The sequence below is a fragment of the Mesorhizobium sp. f-mel genome (assembly GCF_053850215.1).
The window spans coordinates 79,105-96,727 of record NZ_JBSPTO010000017.1 but is presented as its reverse complement, the minus strand read 5'-3'; the positions used below and the strand labels follow the sequence as shown (position 1 = coordinate 96,727).

Annotated in this window: 13 protein-coding genes and 1 tRNA gene; 8 read left to right on the top strand and 6 right to left on the bottom strand. The window is 62.0% G+C overall.

What is annotated here, in order from left to right:
* The first annotated feature begins 107 nt into the window (after window positions 1-107).
* Entirely contained in the window at window positions 108-1,070 is a 963-nt protein-coding gene (gene fcl / locus ACWUKX_RS20370; RefSeq protein WP_456008642.1) for a GDP-L-fucose synthase, read from the top strand.
* 216 nt (window positions 1,071-1,286) lie between these two features.
* On the opposite strand, the gene ACWUKX_RS20365 is transcribed toward fcl, so the two are convergent.
* Both ACWUKX_RS20365 and cpdR read right to left on the bottom strand, forming a co-directional pair.
* Window positions 1,287-1,361: transfer RNA gene (locus tag ACWUKX_RS20365), tRNA-Val, on the bottom strand.
* Window positions 1,362-1,465: 104 nt separating this feature from the next.
* A complete protein-coding gene (cpdR, locus tag ACWUKX_RS20360) occupies window positions 1,466-1,828 on the bottom strand; it encodes a cell cycle two-component system response regulator CpdR (RefSeq protein ID WP_006199474.1) in 363 nt (120 codons plus the stop codon).
* Between the two features lie 146 nt (window positions 1,829-1,974).
* On the opposite strand from cpdR, the gene ACWUKX_RS20355 reads away from it, so the two are divergent.
* The 4 genes from ACWUKX_RS20355 to ACWUKX_RS20340 all read left to right on the top strand — a co-directional run bounded on the left by ACWUKX_RS20355 (window position 1,975) and on the right by ACWUKX_RS20340 (window position 4,645).
* Window positions 1,975-2,931: an N-formylglutamate amidohydrolase gene (locus tag ACWUKX_RS20355; protein WP_455840261.1), complete on the top strand. Its 957-nt coding sequence runs from the start codon at window positions 1,975-1,977 to the stop codon at window positions 2,929-2,931.
* Between the two features lie 26 nt (window positions 2,932-2,957).
* A complete protein-coding gene (locus tag ACWUKX_RS20350; protein WP_280950297.1) occupies window positions 2,958-3,092 on the top strand; it encodes a hypothetical protein in 135 nt (44 codons plus the stop codon).
* Between the two features lie 246 nt (window positions 3,093-3,338).
* Window positions 3,339-4,112, top strand: a complete 774-nt coding sequence (gene hisN / locus ACWUKX_RS20345) for a histidinol-phosphatase (protein WP_456008641.1) — start codon at window positions 3,339-3,341, stop codon at window positions 4,110-4,112.
* Between the two features lie 95 nt (window positions 4,113-4,207).
* Window positions 4,208-4,645 (top strand): DUF1579 domain-containing protein, encoded by a 438-nt coding sequence (locus tag ACWUKX_RS20340; RefSeq protein ID WP_456008640.1) that lies wholly within the window; start codon window positions 4,208-4,210, stop codon window positions 4,643-4,645.
* A gap of 189 nt (window positions 4,646-4,834) precedes the next feature.
* Here the strand turns inward: ACWUKX_RS20340 and ACWUKX_RS20335 are convergent, their stop codons facing one another.
* A complete protein-coding gene (locus ACWUKX_RS20335; protein WP_456008639.1) occupies window positions 4,835-5,809 on the bottom strand; it encodes an alpha/beta fold hydrolase in 975 nt (324 codons plus the stop codon).
* A 541-nt stretch (window positions 5,810-6,350) separates the two neighbouring features.
* On the opposite strand from ACWUKX_RS20335, the gene ACWUKX_RS20330 reads away from it, so the two are divergent.
* Window positions 6,351-6,818 (top strand): Hsp20 family protein, encoded by a 468-nt coding sequence (locus ACWUKX_RS20330; RefSeq protein ID WP_029349636.1) that lies wholly within the window; start codon window positions 6,351-6,353, stop codon window positions 6,816-6,818.
* Window positions 6,819-6,891: 73 nt separating this feature from the next.
* Here the strand turns inward: ACWUKX_RS20330 and ACWUKX_RS20325 are convergent, their stop codons facing one another.
* Window positions 6,892-7,944, bottom strand: coding sequence for a threonine aldolase family protein (locus tag ACWUKX_RS20325; RefSeq protein WP_456008638.1), 1,053 nt, complete (start codon window positions 7,942-7,944; stop codon window positions 6,892-6,894).
* A gap of 468 nt (window positions 7,945-8,412) precedes the next feature.
* Between ACWUKX_RS20325 and gltB the strand changes: the two genes are divergently transcribed.
* Both gltB and ACWUKX_RS20315 read left to right on the top strand, forming a co-directional pair.
* Window positions 8,413-13,149, top strand: a complete 4,737-nt coding sequence (gene gltB, locus ACWUKX_RS20320) for a glutamate synthase large subunit (protein ID WP_456008637.1) — start codon at window positions 8,413-8,415, stop codon at window positions 13,147-13,149.
* Window positions 13,150-13,293: 144 nt separating this feature from the next.
* Window positions 13,294-14,748 carry a glutamate synthase subunit beta gene (locus ACWUKX_RS20315; protein WP_456008636.1) on the top strand — a complete coding sequence of 485 codons (1,455 nt, stop codon included), beginning with the start codon at window positions 13,294-13,296 and terminating at the stop codon, window positions 14,746-14,748.
* A 70-nt stretch (window positions 14,749-14,818) separates the two neighbouring features.
* On the opposite strand, the gene ACWUKX_RS20310 is transcribed toward ACWUKX_RS20315, so the two are convergent.
* Window positions 14,819-16,054: an SGNH/GDSL hydrolase family protein gene (locus tag ACWUKX_RS20310; RefSeq protein ID WP_456008635.1), complete on the bottom strand. Its 1,236-nt coding sequence runs from the start codon at window positions 16,052-16,054 to the stop codon at window positions 14,819-14,821.
* 130 nt (window positions 16,055-16,184) lie between these two features.
* A complete protein-coding gene (locus ACWUKX_RS20305) occupies window positions 16,185-17,411 on the bottom strand; it encodes a lytic murein transglycosylase (RefSeq protein ID WP_029349644.1) in 1,227 nt (408 codons plus the stop codon).
* Between the last annotated feature and the right edge of the window lie 212 nt (window positions 17,412-17,623).

Genomic DNA, 17,623 nt, shown 5'->3' with positions numbered 1-17,623 from the left:
GATTTGCCTTGTCCGGGCAAATCTGTATGCGGTATGCGTCCGAGGCAGGCCATCCGGCGCGCCGACGCCAGATGGTCACAGCAGCCGTTCTGCATAGGGATACGCCAATGGATTTCGACCTTCACGGCAAGCGCGTTTTCGTGGCCGGGCATCGCGGCATGGTCGGCTCGGCCATCCTGCGCAGGCTGGGGGACGAGGACTGCGAGGTCCTGACCGCATCCCGCGATGAACTCGATCTCATGGATCAGGCCGGCGTTCGGCACTGGATGGCTGGCCACAGGCCGGATGCGGTGGTGATGGCAGCGGCCAAGGTCGGCGGTATCCTGGCAAACAACAGCTTGCCGGTCGATTTTCTGCAGGACAATCTGATCATGCAGACCAATGTCATCGAGAGCGCCTTTCGCAACGAGGTGCAGAAATTACTGTTCCTCGGTTCGTCCTGCATCTATCCGAAATTTGCGGCGCAGCCGATCTCCGAGGACGCCTTGCTGACCGGTCCGCTCGAACCGACCAACGAATGGTACGCGATCGCCAAGATTGCTGGGCTGAAACTGTGCCAGGCCTATCGGCGCCAATACGGTGTCGAGTACATCTCGGCGATGCCAACCAACCTCTATGGCCCCGGCGACAATTTCGAGCTGTCCACCAGCCATGTCGTACCAGCCCTGATGCGCAAGGCGCACAAGGCCAAGCGCGCCGGCGACAAAACCCTGGAGGTCTGGGGATCGGGCACGCCGATGCGCGAGTTCCTGCATGTCGACGACGCCGCCGACGCTCTGGTCTGGCTGCTGAAAAACTATTCCGGCGACAGCCACGTCAATGTCGGCTCGGGCGAAGACATCACCATCGCCGAGCTGGCCCGCACCATGCTGTCCGTCGTCGGCGCCGAGGCGGTGCTCACATTCGATGCGACGAAGCCGGACGGCACACCGCGCAAGCTGATGGACGTGTCACGCCTGTTTGCCACGGGCTGGCGCCCGCGATACTCGCTTCAGAGCGGATTGGAGCAGACCTATGCCTGGTTTCTCCGGCATATTGAGACGGGCGATCTCCGCCTCGGCGCGGCCTGATCTCAATCGACGCTGGTTGCTGCTACCAGACAGGACGGTTGGGCGGCCGTCCCTTGGCCATGGCCAATGCAAAATCGCTCGCCGAAGCATTGGCTGGGCTAAAAAATCAAGGCGTCCGATTTTGGCATTCTCGAAAATGCGGCACACGCCGCCCAGCCTAGAAACGCCCGCAAGACAAGGAAATCTACGGGCACGAGAGACGGTGGATTGTCTGGATGGTGGGCGTGACAGGGATTGAACCTGTGACCCCTGCAATGTCAATGCAGTGCTCTCCCGCTGAGCTACACGCCCATCCGAAGCCGCGCATACACCATTTTTGCCACGGCGCGTCAATAGGAGGAAAAGGGAAAGAACGGTTCGCCTTGCCGCGCCGAAAGCCGGCAGCGGAAAGCGCGTCAGGCCGCCTGCAGCATCTTTTCGACCTCGTTGACGAGGTCGCGCAGATGGAACGGCTTCGACAGCACCTTGGCGTCTTTCGGCGCCTTGGAATCCGGATTGAGCGCAACGGCGGCGAAGCCGGTGATAAACATGACCTTGAGGTCGGGATCGATCTCGGTGGCGCGGCGGGCGAGTTCTATGCCGTCCATCTCCGGCATGACGATATCGGTCAAGAGCAGCGAAAAAGGCTCTTCGCGCAACCGCTCATAGGCGCTGGCGCCATTGTCGAAATCGCTGACCTGATAGCCGGCACGCTCCAGCGCCTTGACGAGGAACCGGCGCATGTCATCGTCGTCTTCCGCCAGTAGAATGCGTGCCATCTTTTCCCGCTCGAATCACCCGTCCGAGACTGCCGTGGGGCAGCCCGTTAACCATCCTGTATATGAGGAGGTGACGGTAAACATCAAGTGAAGATAAAGGCCCGATCGGCCTTTAACAAAGCGGTCCGGACGCCGAAACGCTGGACATGCGGCCGGCGAGGTGGCACCTTTCCAACCATGATGCATTGGTGTTTCCGGATTCGTTCAAATTGAAAACGGCAGCCGAGGATTTTTCGGTCGTTCCTCCCTTCGAAATCCGGTCGGGCGCCGAACAGCGCGTCCCCTTCCTCTTCAACTCGCCGCATAGCGGCCGTCACTATCCGGACCGGTTCCTGGCCATGGCAAGGCTGGACCGAAACGCCATCCGCCGCTCCGAAGATTGCTATGTCGACGAATTGTTCGGTGGCGCCGTCGCGCTCGGCGCGCCGATGCTGGCGGCAAACTTCCCGCGCGCTTATCTTGACGTCAACCGGGAACCCTGGGAACTCGATCCGCGCATGTTCGCCGAACCCGTGCCGTCCTTCTGCAACATCCGCTCGGCGCGCGTGGCCGGCGGGCTTGGCACTGTGCCCAAGCTGGTGGGAGAAGGGCTCGACATCTATGCCGGCCGCTTGCCGCTGGCGGAAGCCGTTGCGCGTATCGAGGCCGTCTACAAGCCTTATCATGAGACGCTGAAGCGGCTTTTGACCAGGACCCATGCGCGGTTCGGCTTTGCCGTGCTGATCGATTGCCACTCGATGCCGGCGAGCATCAGGGTCGGCGACAGCGGTGTCAGGCCCGACTTCATCGTCGGCGACCGTTTCGGCATGTCCGCCTCGGCAGCGTTGACCGAGACGGCGATCGGCCTGCTGATCGGCATGGGCTACACCGTCGCCCATAACAAGCCTTACGCCGGAGGCTTCATCACCGAGCACTATGGCCGCCCCGTCCGCCATCTCCATGCACTGCAGATCGAGGTCAATCGCGGGCTTTACATGAACGAGCGGACGTTCCAGAAATCCGCCGGCTTCGATGCACTCGCCGACGATCTGGCACAATTCTCGGCCGACCTGATGGCGATGCCCGATCACGATTTTATCGATCTGCCGCTTGCCGCCGAATGATGCCAAAAATCGGAATCGATTTTTACATGGGAATTCTGGGCCAAATAACAGGTCTTGCGCCAGATAAAGGCATCGGTGTGCGGGTCGGAAAGGCGCGCGATGCGCTGGATGCCGCGCCGAAAAAAAGACCGCATCGTTTGCACGACACGGTCGAAGTCTAGGGAGGAAACGCCCAAGGAGGGCATGGACAGGAACGCCTGTCCGAGAACAAATCTATTGTGCGATGCACAAATGTCAAGCCGTCGACCGGCGTTTTAATTCACCGTTATGTTGAAACTGGATTCGAGGGGCGCTAGCGTTGCATTCGAGCAACAGTTGACGATGCGCAAAAGTTCTGCACGCCCTTGTTTTGGCGGAAAACCACAGGCAAACGACGGTTCCAGCACGCTACAACGCGGGAGAATCAGTTGGACATCAGCATCGATTTCATGCGGCGCATTGCGCATGCCGCCGCAGCCGAAACCTTGCCGCGCTTCCGCAGCCAAGGCGCGGTCGCCAACAAGGAGCAAGGCAGCTTCGACCCGGTCACCGAGGCCGACCGCGAGGCCGAGCGGGTCATCCGGGCGCTTATATCAGCGGAATATCCCGATCACGGCATCCTCGGCGAGGAGCATGGCAGCGAGAACATATCCAGCAGGCATGTCTGGGTGATCGATCCGATCGACGGCACGCGCGCCTTCATTTCCGGGCTGCCGGTGTGGGGAACATTGGTCGGGCTGACGGTCGACGGCGATGCCGTCGCCGGCATGATGTCGCAGCCCTTCACCGGCGAGCTTTTCTACGCCAACGCTTCCGGTGCCCATTATGAAGGCCCGGGCGGGCCACGAAGGCTGACGACGCGCAAGACGACAAACCTTACCGACGCGACGCTGTTCACCACCACGCCGGCACTGTTCAAGGGAGACGCGCGTCTGCGCTACGACCTGTTCGAGCGGCAGGTCCAGCTCGCCCGCTACGGCACCGACTGCTATGCCTTCGCCATGGTCGCGGCGGGAAGCGTCGACATCGTTGCCGACCCCGGTTTGAAACCCTACGATATCGTCGCGCTGATCCCGATCATCGAGAACGCCGGTGGCGTCGTCACCACCTTCGAAGGCGGACCGGCGGAAACGGGTGGCGACATCCTGGCTGCGGCAACGCCGGAGCTTCATGCCGCCGCGATGGCGGCGCTGCGTGGCTGAGCGTGGAAAGCGTTCGGGCGGTGATTCCCCGACCCTCCTGACAGGAGGATGTCAGCAACTCTCTGCTATGGAAGTGATGTCCCGGAGGGATTCACATGCCGACGCAGTCAACAACCAACCATTCCGAAGATGCGTCGGCAGAAAACGCTCCAGCAGACGGGCGGGCCGATTTCGATTTCTTCTTTGGCCGCTGGAACGTCAGCCATCGGAGGTTGCAGAAGCGCCTGCAAGACGACACGAACTGGGACGTGTTTGGCGGGACATGCGAAGTGCGCCCGATCCTTGGCGGCCTCGGCAATGTCGATGACAATGTGATTGAATTGCCCGTTGAGGCCTATCGCGCCGCCACGTTGCGGACGTTCGATCCGGCGACGAGCCAATGGTCGATCTGGTGGATCGACGGCCGCAACCCGGCGACCGTCGATATTCCGATGCGCGGCACCTTCGAAGCAGGCGTCGGCACGTTCCTGTGCGAAAGACGTCTTCGACGGACGCAATATCTACGTTCGCTTCCTGTGGTCGCGGATCACTGAAAAATCGGCGCGCTGGGAGCAGGCTTTTTCACCGGATGTCGGCAAGACCTGGGAGACCAATTGGATCATGCATTTCGCCCGGCAAGTGTAGGCGGGCCGATCGACTTGGAAGGCATTTTTTCAAGCCGAGACATGGATTTCAATGAGTTGAAGCGCTCTTTGCGCGTCCGGAGGGAGTGCGGTACTCAATCAGCCCGTGTCGTCGCTTCCCGGGATGAAGGCATCGAAGGCGGCAAAGAACTGCTCGCGATAGAAGTCGGCTTCCTGCAATATTTCATGGCGTGCACCATCGATCACCAGCAGCGAACCGAGGCGCAGACGCCTGGTGTAGGTTTCCACCGCCTTGGTCGAGACGACCTGGTCGGCGCCGGCGGCGATCACCAGCAAGGGTACCTGGATCCTGGCCATGAAGTCGGGGTCGCTGATGGCGTCGGACGCCTCCGCCGCCGCTTTCAGCCAGCGTATCGTCGGGCCGCCGAGTGCCAGTTGCGGGTAGGTTTCGTAGATCAGCGTGTTGCGCCGATACCGCTCCGGATCCGATGTCACCATGTTGGCGGCAAACGGAATGGTTCTTCTGGGCCGCGGACCCCAGGCGGCATAAAGCTTGCCAAGGCCCAGCAGACAGAACAGCGAGCAGAGGCGGCGAACGGTGGTTGTCGAGACCGGCAGGTCGGGCACGGCAAGGAATGGCGCGATCAGCACCATGCGCCGTACGCGGTTCACCATCGACGGCGCAGCAAGCAGCGTAATCACCGCACCAGCCGAATGGGCCAATATGTAATATGGCCCCCGGCAGTCGGGCAGCACGATCTCCTCGAAGAACTGTTCCAGGTCGCCGGTGTAGTCGAAGAAGCTCCGGACATAGCCGCGCTCGCGGTCGCTGATCAGCCGATCGGAACCGCCCTGGCCGCGCCAGTCGAGGGTGGCAACGCCAAAGCCGCGATCGGCAAGGTTGCGGATGGTCTCGAAATACTTTTCGATGCACTCGTTGCGGCCGGTCAGCACGACCACGGTGCCCTTCATCGGGCGGGCAACGGCGGGAAAGAGGCCATAACGGATCTTCTTGCTGTCGCGCGTGGTGAAGAAACCACCGGCCGCATTTTCCGGTAGCGGATTTCCCGGAACTTCGCGGAAGAGGGGAATTTCGTTAAGAAGGTCCGTCATTCGGCGCTGCGTTTGTGTGTCGCTGCCTGCATGGCGCAAGCTGTGGTAGGCATAGACGTCCATGCAGCAAAAGCAAAGGAATTCCGGACGCGTTTGAGAGGCTGAACGAGGCAGCCAGCAAGTGAGGCCGAAAGCAGCTTGCGGCATGCTTCCGGCCCCCGTCGATCCGGGAGGAAGGGACGTTACACCCGGTCGGCCCCGTTGCGGTATCTCGCGCATAACCCCGAAAATCGCACCCGATTTTCGCTGTGAATCATGCGCAATCAAAGTGTTACAGCGTCCTTTGCGTGTCCGAGAAGACGCGCGACGCCGTAACCGCCGCCTGTTCCTTGATCCTGGAACCAGTCTAGCGCGACTTAGCTGAACGCCCGCCGAAGCCGCGGTTCATCTGCCGTTCATCGAGAAATCTTGAAATGCTTTCACGTGTTCCCCAAATGTCTGTTGCGGCCGCCAATGTCGGGGCCGCTGGCCTATCCGGAACGCCGTCACGGGTTTCGCACCGGCCATACGCAAACCTTGTTGCTCAACAGGAGAACACACTATGCGTCACGTTGATTTTTCCCCGCTCTATCGTTCGACCGTCGGTTTCGACCGGCTGTTCACCATGCTCGATTCGCTTGCGCAGCCTGAAAGTGCGCAGACCTATCCGCCCTACAACATCGAGCGCACCGGCGAGGATTCCTATCGCATCTCGATGGCGGTCGCCGGCTTCTCGGACGACGAGCTCTCGATCGAGGCTCACCGCAACGTCCTGACTGTCACGGGTGAGCGCAAGGAAGAGGGCAATGGCGAAGGCTCCGAACTGCTCTATCGCGGTATCGCCGGCAGGGCCTTTGAGCGCCGCTTCCAGCTTGCCGACCACGTTGACGTCGTCGGCGCTTCGCTGAAGAACGGCCTGCTCTTCGTCGACCTCAAGCGCAATATTCCCGAGGAGCTGAAGCCCCGCAAGATCGCCATCACCGCGTCTTCGGCGAAGGCCAAGCAGATCGAGGCTAACACCGCCGCGTAAGCCGCGTCACAAGACGACCTCAGGGACGAAGGGCGGCGCCTGGCGCCGCCCTTTTTTGGTGGATAAGGTGCCGCTATCCAGCAACTAGCTGGCCAAAGCGGTCGACCTCTTCGGCCGTGGTCGCAAAGCTGGTGACGAAACGGTAGAGCGCCTCGTCCTCGCCGATATGGCCGTCGAAGCCATGCGGCTTGTGCCAGTCGTAGAAGGCGGCACCGGCCAATTGCACCCGTTCAGCCTCGGCCTTTTTCATCACCGCGAACACTTCGTTCGCTTGCGGCAGCCAGGCCAGGCGAGCCGACGGGGAATCCTCGATCAGTGCAGCAAGGCGTGCTGCCGTACCGTTGGCGTGCCGGGCCGTGTCAAGCCACAGGTCGTCCTTGAAATAGGCTTCGAACTGCGCGGCGACGAAGCGCGATTTCGACAACAATTGCGCCGCGCGCTTGCGCAGGAAGGCCAGTTCCCTGGCGCGGTCGAGATCGAATAGCACGATAGCCTCGGCGCACCAGCAGCCGTTCTTGGTACCGCCGAAAGAGAGGATGTCGACGCCGCGCTTCCAGGTCATCTCCGCCGGCGTCGTCTCTAGCGCGACCAGCGCATTGGCGAAGCGGGCGCCATCCATGTGCAGCGGCAGTTTGTGATGCTTGGCGATCGCCGAAATCCGGGCAATTTCGTTCAGTGTGTAGATGGTGCCGACTTCGGTCGACTGGGTGATCGACACCGCCATCGGGCGCCCGGAATGGACTATTTCAGGCGCGAATCTGCCCACCGCCCTGTCCAGGTTGTTCGGATCGATCTTGCCCAGCGCACCGTCGACGGGATAGAGCCGTGAGCCGCCGGTAAAGTATTCCGGCGCGCCGCATTCATCCTCAATGACATGCGACTCTCGATGGCAGAAGGAAATGCCGCCTGATTTGTTATAGGCGGTCAGCGACAGCGAATTGGCGGCGGTGCCGGTCGCCACGAAAAACACCGCGACCTCGCGCTCGAAAATTTCGTTGAAGCTCTGGTAGACAGCCTGGTCGAGGGCGCCGTCGCCATAGGCGGTGGAGAAGCCGCCGGCGTGGGCGGACAGGCCCGCGGCGATGCTGGGATGGGCGCCTGCCCAATTGTCGGAAGCGAAATTCATACGTTTGCCTGTGCTAGAAAAATCGATGCAACCTTGGCCGCTTTCGCATGCCGCTCGCAAGTGCCAAGCACCGGATAGGCGGTAACGCCAGCGAGAGCGGAAAACAGGACATACGGGCGAAGGTTGCGTTTTGGCGTGGCCGCGCGTAATTTTCTGTCGCGGACAGCCCAAGATTGTTGTGAATCGGTCTTGTGCCCATACGTGATTTCTGTCATAAAAATTTAGGACAGTAGTGCTGTCTTATTTTGTCGCACAAAACAGGCTGGATTGGCGTATTATTAGGCCTCTCCGGCCGCTGCCGCGAGCGACAGATAGACGGCCGGCTCTGGCCTGTACGATTACCGGATGCGAACCAGGCCGCCTGGTTCGGCAAGGATTTCGCAAGACGTGCCGTAAGGATGAGAGGGAAGCTCATGCGCTTCCCAACGGAAACCAGCGCCCTAAGGGCTGGGGATGGAGGACAGGACGATGACGGAAGTGACGCCATCTGCGACGAACGGCCCGGCCGCGCAGACGAAAGCGCCAGCCGTCAAAAATCGGTCCCGAACCAAAATTGAGCGAACCGACACCGGCTTCGCCGCGCACGGCCTGTACGATCCGCGCAACGAGCACGATGCCTGCGGCGTCGGCTTCATCGTCAACATGAAGGGCGTGAAGTCGCATCAGATCGTCAAGGACGGCCTTGCGGTGCTCGAAAACCTGACGCATCGCGGCGCCGTCGGCGCTGATCCGCTGATGGGCGACGGCGCCGGCGTGCTGGTGCAGCTTCCCGACCGCTTCTTCCGCGAGGAAATGGCCAGCCAGGGCATCGAATTGCCCAAGCCCGGCCACTATGCCGTCGGCCATGTGTTCATGCCGCGCGATCCGGAGCTTCAGGCGCATATCGAAGGCATCATCGCCGAGGTGGCGCAGCTCGAAGGCCAGCCGCTGCTCGGCTTTCGCGATGTGCCCGTCGACAATTCATCGCTGTCCAAGGCGCCTGATATCGCGGCTTCCGAACCGGTCCAGCGGCAGGTGTTCCTGGGCCGTGGCGCCGAGATCGAGAGCGACGACGATTACGAGCGGCGGCTCTACATCCTGCGCAAGGTCATTTCCGGTCGTATCCACGAGGAGACCAAGGGCGTCGACAATGGCTTCTACGTCGTGTCGATGTCATCGCGGACCATCGTTTACAAGGGCATGTTCCTGGCTTATCAGGTCGGCGCCTATTACAAGGATCTGACCGATCCGCGTTTCGAGACGGCGCTGATCCTGGTCCACCAGCGTTTCTCGACCAACACCTTCCCGTCCTGGAAGCTAGCACATCCCTATCGGATGGTCGCCCACAATGGCGAGATCAACACGCTGCGCGGCAACGTCAACTGGATGGCGGCGCGGCAGGCTTCGGTCGATTCCGAACTGTTCGGCAACGACATCTCCAAGCTGTGGCCGATCTCCTATGAGGGGCAGTCGGACACCGCATGTTTCGACAATGCGCTCGAATTCCTGACGCAGGGCGGCTACTCGCTCGCTCACGCGATGATGATGCTGATCCCGGAAGCCTGGGCCGGCAACAAGTTGATGGATCAAGATCGCAAGGCCTTTTACGAATACCACGCCGCCCTGATGGAGCCGTGGGATGGGCCGGCGGCGGTGGCCTTCACCGATGGCCGCCAGATCGGCGCCACGCTCGACCGCAATGGGCTGCGCCCGGCGCGCTACATCGTCACCGACGACGATCGCGTCATCATGGCCTCGGAAGCCGGCGTGCTGCCGGTGCCGGAGGAGAGGATCGTCAAGAAGTGGCGGCTGCAGCCCGGCCGCATGCTGTTGATCGACCTGGAAAAGGGCCGCATCGTTTCCGACGAGGAGATCAAGTCGGAGATCGCGACCAGGCATCCCTACAAGAACTGGCTCGCCAACACCCAACTTATCCTGGAAGACCTGAAGCCGGTCGAGCCACGCGCATTGCGCAGGGACGTCAGCCTGCTCGATCGCCAGCAGGCGTTCGGCTACACCCAGGAAGACACCAAGCTGTTGATGTCGCCGATGGCGACCACTGGCCAGGAAGCGGTCGGCTCGATGGGCACCGACACGCCGATTTCGGCGATGTCGGACAGATCGAAGCTGCTCTACACCTATTTCAAGCAGAACTTCGCCCAGGTCACCAACCCGCCGATCGACCCGATCCGCGAGGAACTGGTGATGAGCCTGGTGTCCTTCATCGGGCCGAGGCCGAACATCTTCGACCTCGTCGGCAATTCGCGTCGCAAGCGGCTCGAAGTGCGCCAGCCGATCTTGACCAATGGCGATCTCGAAAAGATCCGCTCCATCGGTCATACCGAGGACCGTTTCGACACCAAGACGATCGACATCACCTATGCTTCGAACGAAGGCGCAGCCGGCATGCAGGGCGCCATCGACCGGCTGTGCGAGCGCGCCGAGGCGGCGGTCGCCGGCGGCTACAACATCATCATCCTGTCCGACCGTCAGCTCGGGCCGGACCGCATCGCCATCCCGGCATTGCTGGCGACGGCGGCGGTCCACCATCATCTGATCCGCAAGGGCTTGCGCACCTCGGTGGGGCTCGTTGTCGAGTCCGGCGAACCACGCGAGGTGCATCATTTCTGCTGCCTTGCCGGCTATGGCGCCGAGGCGATCAATCCCTATCTCGCCTTCGACACGCTGCTCGACATGCATAAGCGCGGCGAGCTGCCGGCCGAGGTCGACGCCTATGAGGTTGTGTCCCGCTACATCAAGTCGATCGGCAAGGGCATTCTCAAGGTGATGTCGAAGATGGGCATCTCGACCTACCAGTCCTATTGCGGCGCGCAGATCTTCGACGCCATCGGGCTGAAGACCGATTTCGTGCAGAAGTATTTCACCGGCACCGCGACGCTGATCGAAGGCGTCGGGCTGGAAGAGATCGCGGCCGAGACGGTCAGCCGCCACGCTGACGGCTTCGGCAACGACCCGGTGCTGCGCAACAGCCTCGAGGTCGGCGGCGAATACATGTTCCGCATGCGCGGCGAAGCACATATCTGGTCGCCCGATGCGGTGGCCACCCTGCAGCACGCTGTGCGCCAGGGGTCGTGGGAGACGTTCAAGGACTATTCCGCTCAAATTGACAGCGAGACGGCGCGGGCGCAGAGCATTCGCGGCCTGTTCAAGATCAGGCTCGCCGAAGAAACCGGGCGCAAGAAGGTCGCGCTCGACGAGGTCATGTCGGCGGCCGATATCGTCAAGCGGTTCTCGACCGGAGCGATGTCCTTCGGCTCGATCTCCAGGGAAGCGCACACCACGCTGGCGCGCGCCATGAACACCATCGGCGGCAAGTCGAACACCGGCGAGGGCGGCGAAGAGGCCGACCGCTACCTGCCGCTGCCGGGCGGCGGCAAGAACCCCGAGCGTTCGGCCATCAAGCAGGTTGCCTCCGGGCGTTTCGGCGTCACGGCGGAATATCTGGTGAATTCCGATGTGATGCAGATCAAAGTCGCGCAAGGCGCGAAGCCCGGCGAGGGCGGTCAGCTGCCCGGCCACAAGGTCGATGCCACCATTGCCAAGGTCAGGCATTCGACGCCCGGCGTCGGCCTGATCTCGCCGCCGCCGCATCACGACATCTACTCGATCGAGGATCTGGCGCAGCTGATCTACGATCTCAAGAACGTCAATCCGGCGGCTGATGTCTCGGTCAAGCTGGTGTCCGAAGTCGGTGTCGGCACGGTTGCGGCCGGCGTCGCCAAGGCGCGCGCCGATCACATCACCATTTCCGGCTACGACGGCGGCACCGGCGCATCGCCGCTGACCTCGCTCAAGCACGCCGGCAGCCCGTGGGAAATGGGCCTTGCCGAGACGCACCAGACGCTGGTGCTCAACGGTCTCAGGTCGCGCGTCGCGCTGCAGGTCGATGGCGGCCTGCGCACCGGCCGCGACGTCGTCATTGGCGCGCTGCTTGGCGCCGACGAATTCGGCTTCTCGACCGCGCCGCTGATCGCGGCCGGCTGCATCATGATGCGCAAGTGCCATCTCAACACCTGCCCTGTCGGCGTCGCGACGCAGGATCCGGTCTTGCGCAAGCGCTTCAAGGGTACGCCGGAACATGTCATCAACTTCTTCTTCTATGTGGCTGAAGAGGTCCGGGCGTTGCTCGCCGAGATGGGTTACACCCATCTCGACCAGATCATCGGCGACACCGATCTCTTGGAAAAGCGGGCGCTGATCCAGCACTGGAAGGCGCGCGGGCTCGATTTCAGCAAGATGTTCTTCAAGCCGGATGCCCCGCATGAGGCGGTGCACTGGACTGAGCGGCAGAAGCATCCGATCAATGACGTGCTCGACCGCAAGCTGATCGAGTTGGCCAAGCCGGCGCTGGAAGCCAGGCAGCCGGTCAGCATCGAGCTGCCGATCCGAAATGTCGACCGTTCGACCGGCGCCATGCTGTCCGGCGAAGTGGCAAAGCGCTTCAAGCACAAGGGCCTGCGCGAGGACACGATCTCGGTGAAGCTCACCGGCACCGCCGGCCAGTCCTTTGGCGCCTTCCTGGCGCGTGGGGTCTCGTTCGAGCTGGTCGGTGCGGCCAATGACTATGTCGGCAAAGGCCTGTCGGGCGGCCGCATCGTCATCCGCCCGCCGGAGAACACCAACATCGTCGCAGCGGAGTCGATCATCGTCGGCAACACGGTGCTCTACGGCGCGACCGAGGGCGAGGCCTATTTCAGCGGCGTCGCCGGCGAGCGTTTTGCGGTTCGCAATTCGGGCGTGGCCGCCGTCGTCGAAGGCGTTGGCGACCATGGCTGCGAGTACATGACCGGCGGCATTGTCGTCGTCATCGGCCAGACCGGCCGCAACTTTGCCGCCGGCATGTCGGGCGGCGTCGCCTATGTGCTCGACGAGGAAGGTGATTTCGCCGAGCGCTGCAACATGGCGATGGTCGAACTGGAACCCGTTCCCGAAGAAGACGACCTGATGGAGAAACTGCTCCATCATGGCGGCGACCTCGACCACAAAGGCCGCGTCGACGTGTCCGGCGACATGACCAGCCATGACGAGGAGCGGCTCTATCAGCTGATCTCGAACCACGTCCATTATACGGGTTCGGTGCGCGGCCGCGAGATCCTCGACAACTGGGCGACTTTCCGGCCGAAATTCCGGAAGATCATGCCGGTCGAATACCGTCGCGCGCTGATCGAAATGGAGCGCATGCGCATGGGCGTGGCGGCGGAATAGGCTTTGGGAGTTCCCGGGAAGCCAGGCTTCCCTATCGACGCCTTCATCAACAATCCTAGCCTCGGACTGAAGGTTGCCATGGCTGCCTTATGAGGTTAACGGGTGCGTCTTCGAGCGCGCCATCTGGACAGCAGGGACTGGACTATGGGCAAGGTAACAGGGTTTCTCGAGATCGACCGGCAGGTGCACAAGTACCAGCCGGCTTCCGACCGCATCCGGCATTTTCGCGAGTTCACGCTGCCGATGTCGGACAAGGAGGTCGAGAAACAGGCCGCGCGCTGTATGGATTGCGGCATCCCGTACTGCCACGGGCCGACCGGCTGCCCGGTCCACAACCAGATCCCGGACTGGAACGATCTCGTCTACAATGGCGACTGGGACAATGCGATCCGCAACCTGCACTCGACCAACAATTTCCCGGAATTCACCGGCCGCATCTGTCCGGCGCCTTGCGAGGAAGCCTGCACGCTCAACCTCGAGGACATTCCGGTCGCCATCAAGACGATCGAGCAGGCGATCGCCGACAAGGCCTATGAAACCGGTCATATCCGGCCCTATCCGCCGGAAAAGAAGACCGGCAAGCGCGTCGCAGTCATTGGCTCGGGGCCGGCCGGCATGGCGGCCGCCCAGCAGCTTGGCCGCGCCGGCCACGACGTTCACGTCTATGAGCGCGAGAGCCGGCCGGGCGGGCTGATGCGCTACGGCATCCCCGACTTCAAGATCGAGAAACACTATATCGACCGGCGCATCGAGCAGATGCAAGGCGAGGGCGTGAGCTTCCATTGCGGCGTCAATGTCGGCGTCGACAAACCGGTGGCGGAGCTGCTCGCCGAATACGATGCTGTGCTCTATTGCGGCGGTTCGGAAACACCGCGCCCGGCCAACATTCCCGGCGACGATCTCGACGGCGTGCATGATGCGATGCCCTATCTGGTGCAGCAGAACAAGCGCATCGGCGGCGAGCCGATCCAGTCGGTGGCGTGGCCCTCGCGGCCGATCGTCGCCGGCGGCCAGCATGTTGTCGTCGTCGGTGGCGGCGACACCGCATCCGACTGCGTCGGTACCGCCTTCCGCCAAGGCGCCGTTCGTGTCACCCAGCTCGACATCCGGCCGCAGCCGCCGGAAAAGGAGGACAAGCTTTCGGTCTGGCCCTACTGGGCGACGAAGATGCGCACCTCGTCCTCGCAGGCCGAAGGCGCCGAGCGCGAGTTCCAGGTGGCGACGCTCGAATTCATCGGTGAGGAGGGCGCGTTGACCGGCGTCAAATGCTGCGAGGTCGATGAAAAGCGCAAGCCGATCGCCGGCACGGAATTCGTCATCCGCGCGGATCTCGCCTTCATCGCCATCGGCTTTGCCGGGCCGGCCGCCGTCGGACCGGTGTCGGAACTGGCTGGCCAGATGAAGATCGCCACCGACAGCCGCCGCTCGAACAACGTCGAGGCCAATGACCGCGACTACAAGACCAGCGTCGAAAAGCTCTATGCGGCGGGCGACGTGCGCCGCGGCCAGTCGCTGGTCGTCTGGGCGATCCGCGAGGGCCGGCAGGCGGCCCGCTCGATCGACGAGGCGCTGATGGGATCGAGCGTGCTGCCGCGCTGAGGCTGTCTCGAGACCCTACTTGCGCGCCCTCTGAAGACGTTTTCTGCTCTTCCGGTGCCCCGGGGCAGGTTTACGGAGTGGTCGCCGTGGTCGTTTCGGTTGCGGCCGCCGCAGGCTGTCCCCTGGGCGGCCAGGAAAAATCGTCGGCGCGGCCGGGCGAAGCAGCGGGCGCCTTGCCCTCGACGACAAGTTTTTCGCCGGGCCCGTCCGCCTTCGCCGGCGATGCGGCGCCGAGAAGTTCAGAACCGCCATCGAGCGCCGGATCGTTGAGCAGCATCGGCACGGTGCGATCGACGGCCATGGGCGCCGGTGCCGGCGCCCCGACGGGAGCGCCCGCTGGCGCGTAAGCTGCCGGTGTGCCCGTGGGCGCGGTCATTCCAAGGATCTTCATCAAGGGTTTTTCGGCATAGAAGGCGAGCTTGCGTTTGCCGGCTTTCGACACATAGATGCCGTCGTCGGTGCGCAGGCGCACCGGCTGGCCGTTGATATCAGGTCCGCTGGTGACAAAGGCGCCGTCCTCGTCGACGAAACCGTCCCAGATGTCGACGAATTCGCCGCCATGGCTTTCGGCCGTCGAGCGGTAAATGTCGTTGAAAACCAGCATGTCTGAGGTCATCTTCGGCGCCTTGAATGCCGGCATGCCGACCCATAGATACGGCACCTTGGCCGCTGCAATGGCCTTACCGAACGCTTCGGTCCGGCGTTCGTATTCCTTGGTCCAGGCCTCGGACCGCGGCTGTTCGCGTTCACCGTTCACGCGCATTTGCTGCCGATCGTTAGAGCCCAGCATGACGATTACGGCCGCGGGCTTTTCGGTCTCGATCAGCGACTTGATCTGTTCGGGCCAGTTGTAGAAATCGTCACGCACGAAACCGGACGAACCGTTGCTGCGGACGACGATCCTGACGTTGGTGTTTTCGGCAAAGGCGGTATCGAGACCTTCGCCGAGGCCGCTCGCCATGAAATCGCCGACCACCAGAACGGTGCGGGCATCCGACGCCTTCTCGACAATCGGGGTTGCCGGCTCAGCCGGCCGGCGCGGCGCGGCGCGGGGCTTTCTTGCTTTTAGCTTCCGTGGCCCGGCCCTCTGGATCTGTCGCGGTGGTTCCATCCACTCGGTTCGGCCCACCCGCTCGCTTCGGCGCAGAAACAACAAGTCGCGCAGCGACCAGCCACGCCTTTGTTCTTCCTGCGCCACGGCCGGCGTGTGAAAGACGGCGGCCGTGCTGACGGCCAGAACGGCAATAGCCAGAACCAGGATCGGCACGCGACGAAGGATCACCCGGATACGCCCAGCCGAAACCAATTACCCTCTCCATCCCTTAAGAGCGCCGGACCCTCAAATCCAACCCGGCCGCCGCTCTATCTTAGTTTGAGCATCGGATTTCCCAAAAACCGGTTGGGTCCGAGGCTCTAGGTCGTCTCCCTATGCGAGGCTAGTTCTGCCTGAGCCATTTGAGCACTTCCATGCTCGGATGTCCGTCCTGGGTCAAGCCAGCCTTTGCCTGGAAGGCCATGATGGCGGCTTTCGATCCCTCGCCGATCTTGCCGTCGAACTTGCCGTCATAGTAGCCGTACTGGGAAAGCCGCTGCTGAAGCTCTTGCCTCTCCTCGAAGGAGAGCTTCGTGAAAGGCCGCTTCCAGTCCTGCACCAGCCCACCATGGCCGGCGATTTCGTCGGCAAGAAGGCCAACGGCAACCGCGTATTTGTCGGCATTGTTGTAGCGCTTGATGACCGAAAAATTCTTGATCATCAGGAAAGCCGGGCCGCCGCGGCCGCCTGGCACCTTCAGCGTGGCCTTCTCCGCGCTATTCTTGAACGGCTTGCCGTTGACACGCCTGACACCCAGCGCTTGCCATTGCGACAGTGACTTCGATCCGGCCGGGAACTTCTTTCCGTCGGGAAGGCTGACTTCATAGCCCCAGGTCTTGCCGGCCTGCCAGCCGTTCTTCTTGAGCAGATTGGCGGCCGTTGCCAATGCATCGGGAATCGAATTCCAGATGTCGCGCTTGCCATCGCCGTCCATATCGACCGCATAGGCCTGATAGCTGGTGGGAATGAACTGGGTATGGCCCATGGCGCCGGCCCATGAGCCGCTGAGGTGGCTTTTGTCGATGTCGCCCCTTTGCAGGATTTTCAGCGCCGCGATCAACTGGGTGCGGGCAAATTTCGATCGTCTCGAGTCGGCATAGCCAAGCGTTGCCAGCGAACGCACGACATTGCGCATGACATCGTCGCGCTTGAGGATTTCGCCGTAATTCGATTCCATAGACCAAATTGCCAGCAGGATATGACGGTCGACGCCGTATTTTGCCTCGATCCTGTCCAGCCACGGCTTCCACTTCCTGGCCATCTGCTGGCCGACAGCGACCGACTGGTCATGGACGCGGTTGTCGAAATAGTCCCAGGCGGGCGCGGTGAATTCGGGTTGATAACGTGCTTTTTCCAGCACGACCGGGTCGGCATCGCTGATGCCCTCGAATGCCCGGTCGTAAACGGCGCCGGAAACACCGCTTCGCACCGCGGTGGCGCGGAAGCTGGCCACCCATTGCCGGAAACCGGCGTCGGCAAAAGCCGATCCGGTGGGCATCAGCAAGGCAAGCGACAGGCTGGCGGCCGCAACGATGCTTGTGAAGCGCTTTGCGGCGTTGCGAACGGACATCTTTTCCTCCTTCTTCATCACAGGAAGACTATTCATCGCCGAACCCGGTTAGCATTTAGTTTACCATAGGTGCCGTTGGGAACGAAAAGGCGGGTTGGTGCTTTACAGACTACGAATTTCTTCTGACCAGCCGTTCCATAATCCTCGATTCCGGCACGAAAATGTCTTGAAGCGGGATTGCCGAACAGGCTTAGAAGCGGATAATTGACAGC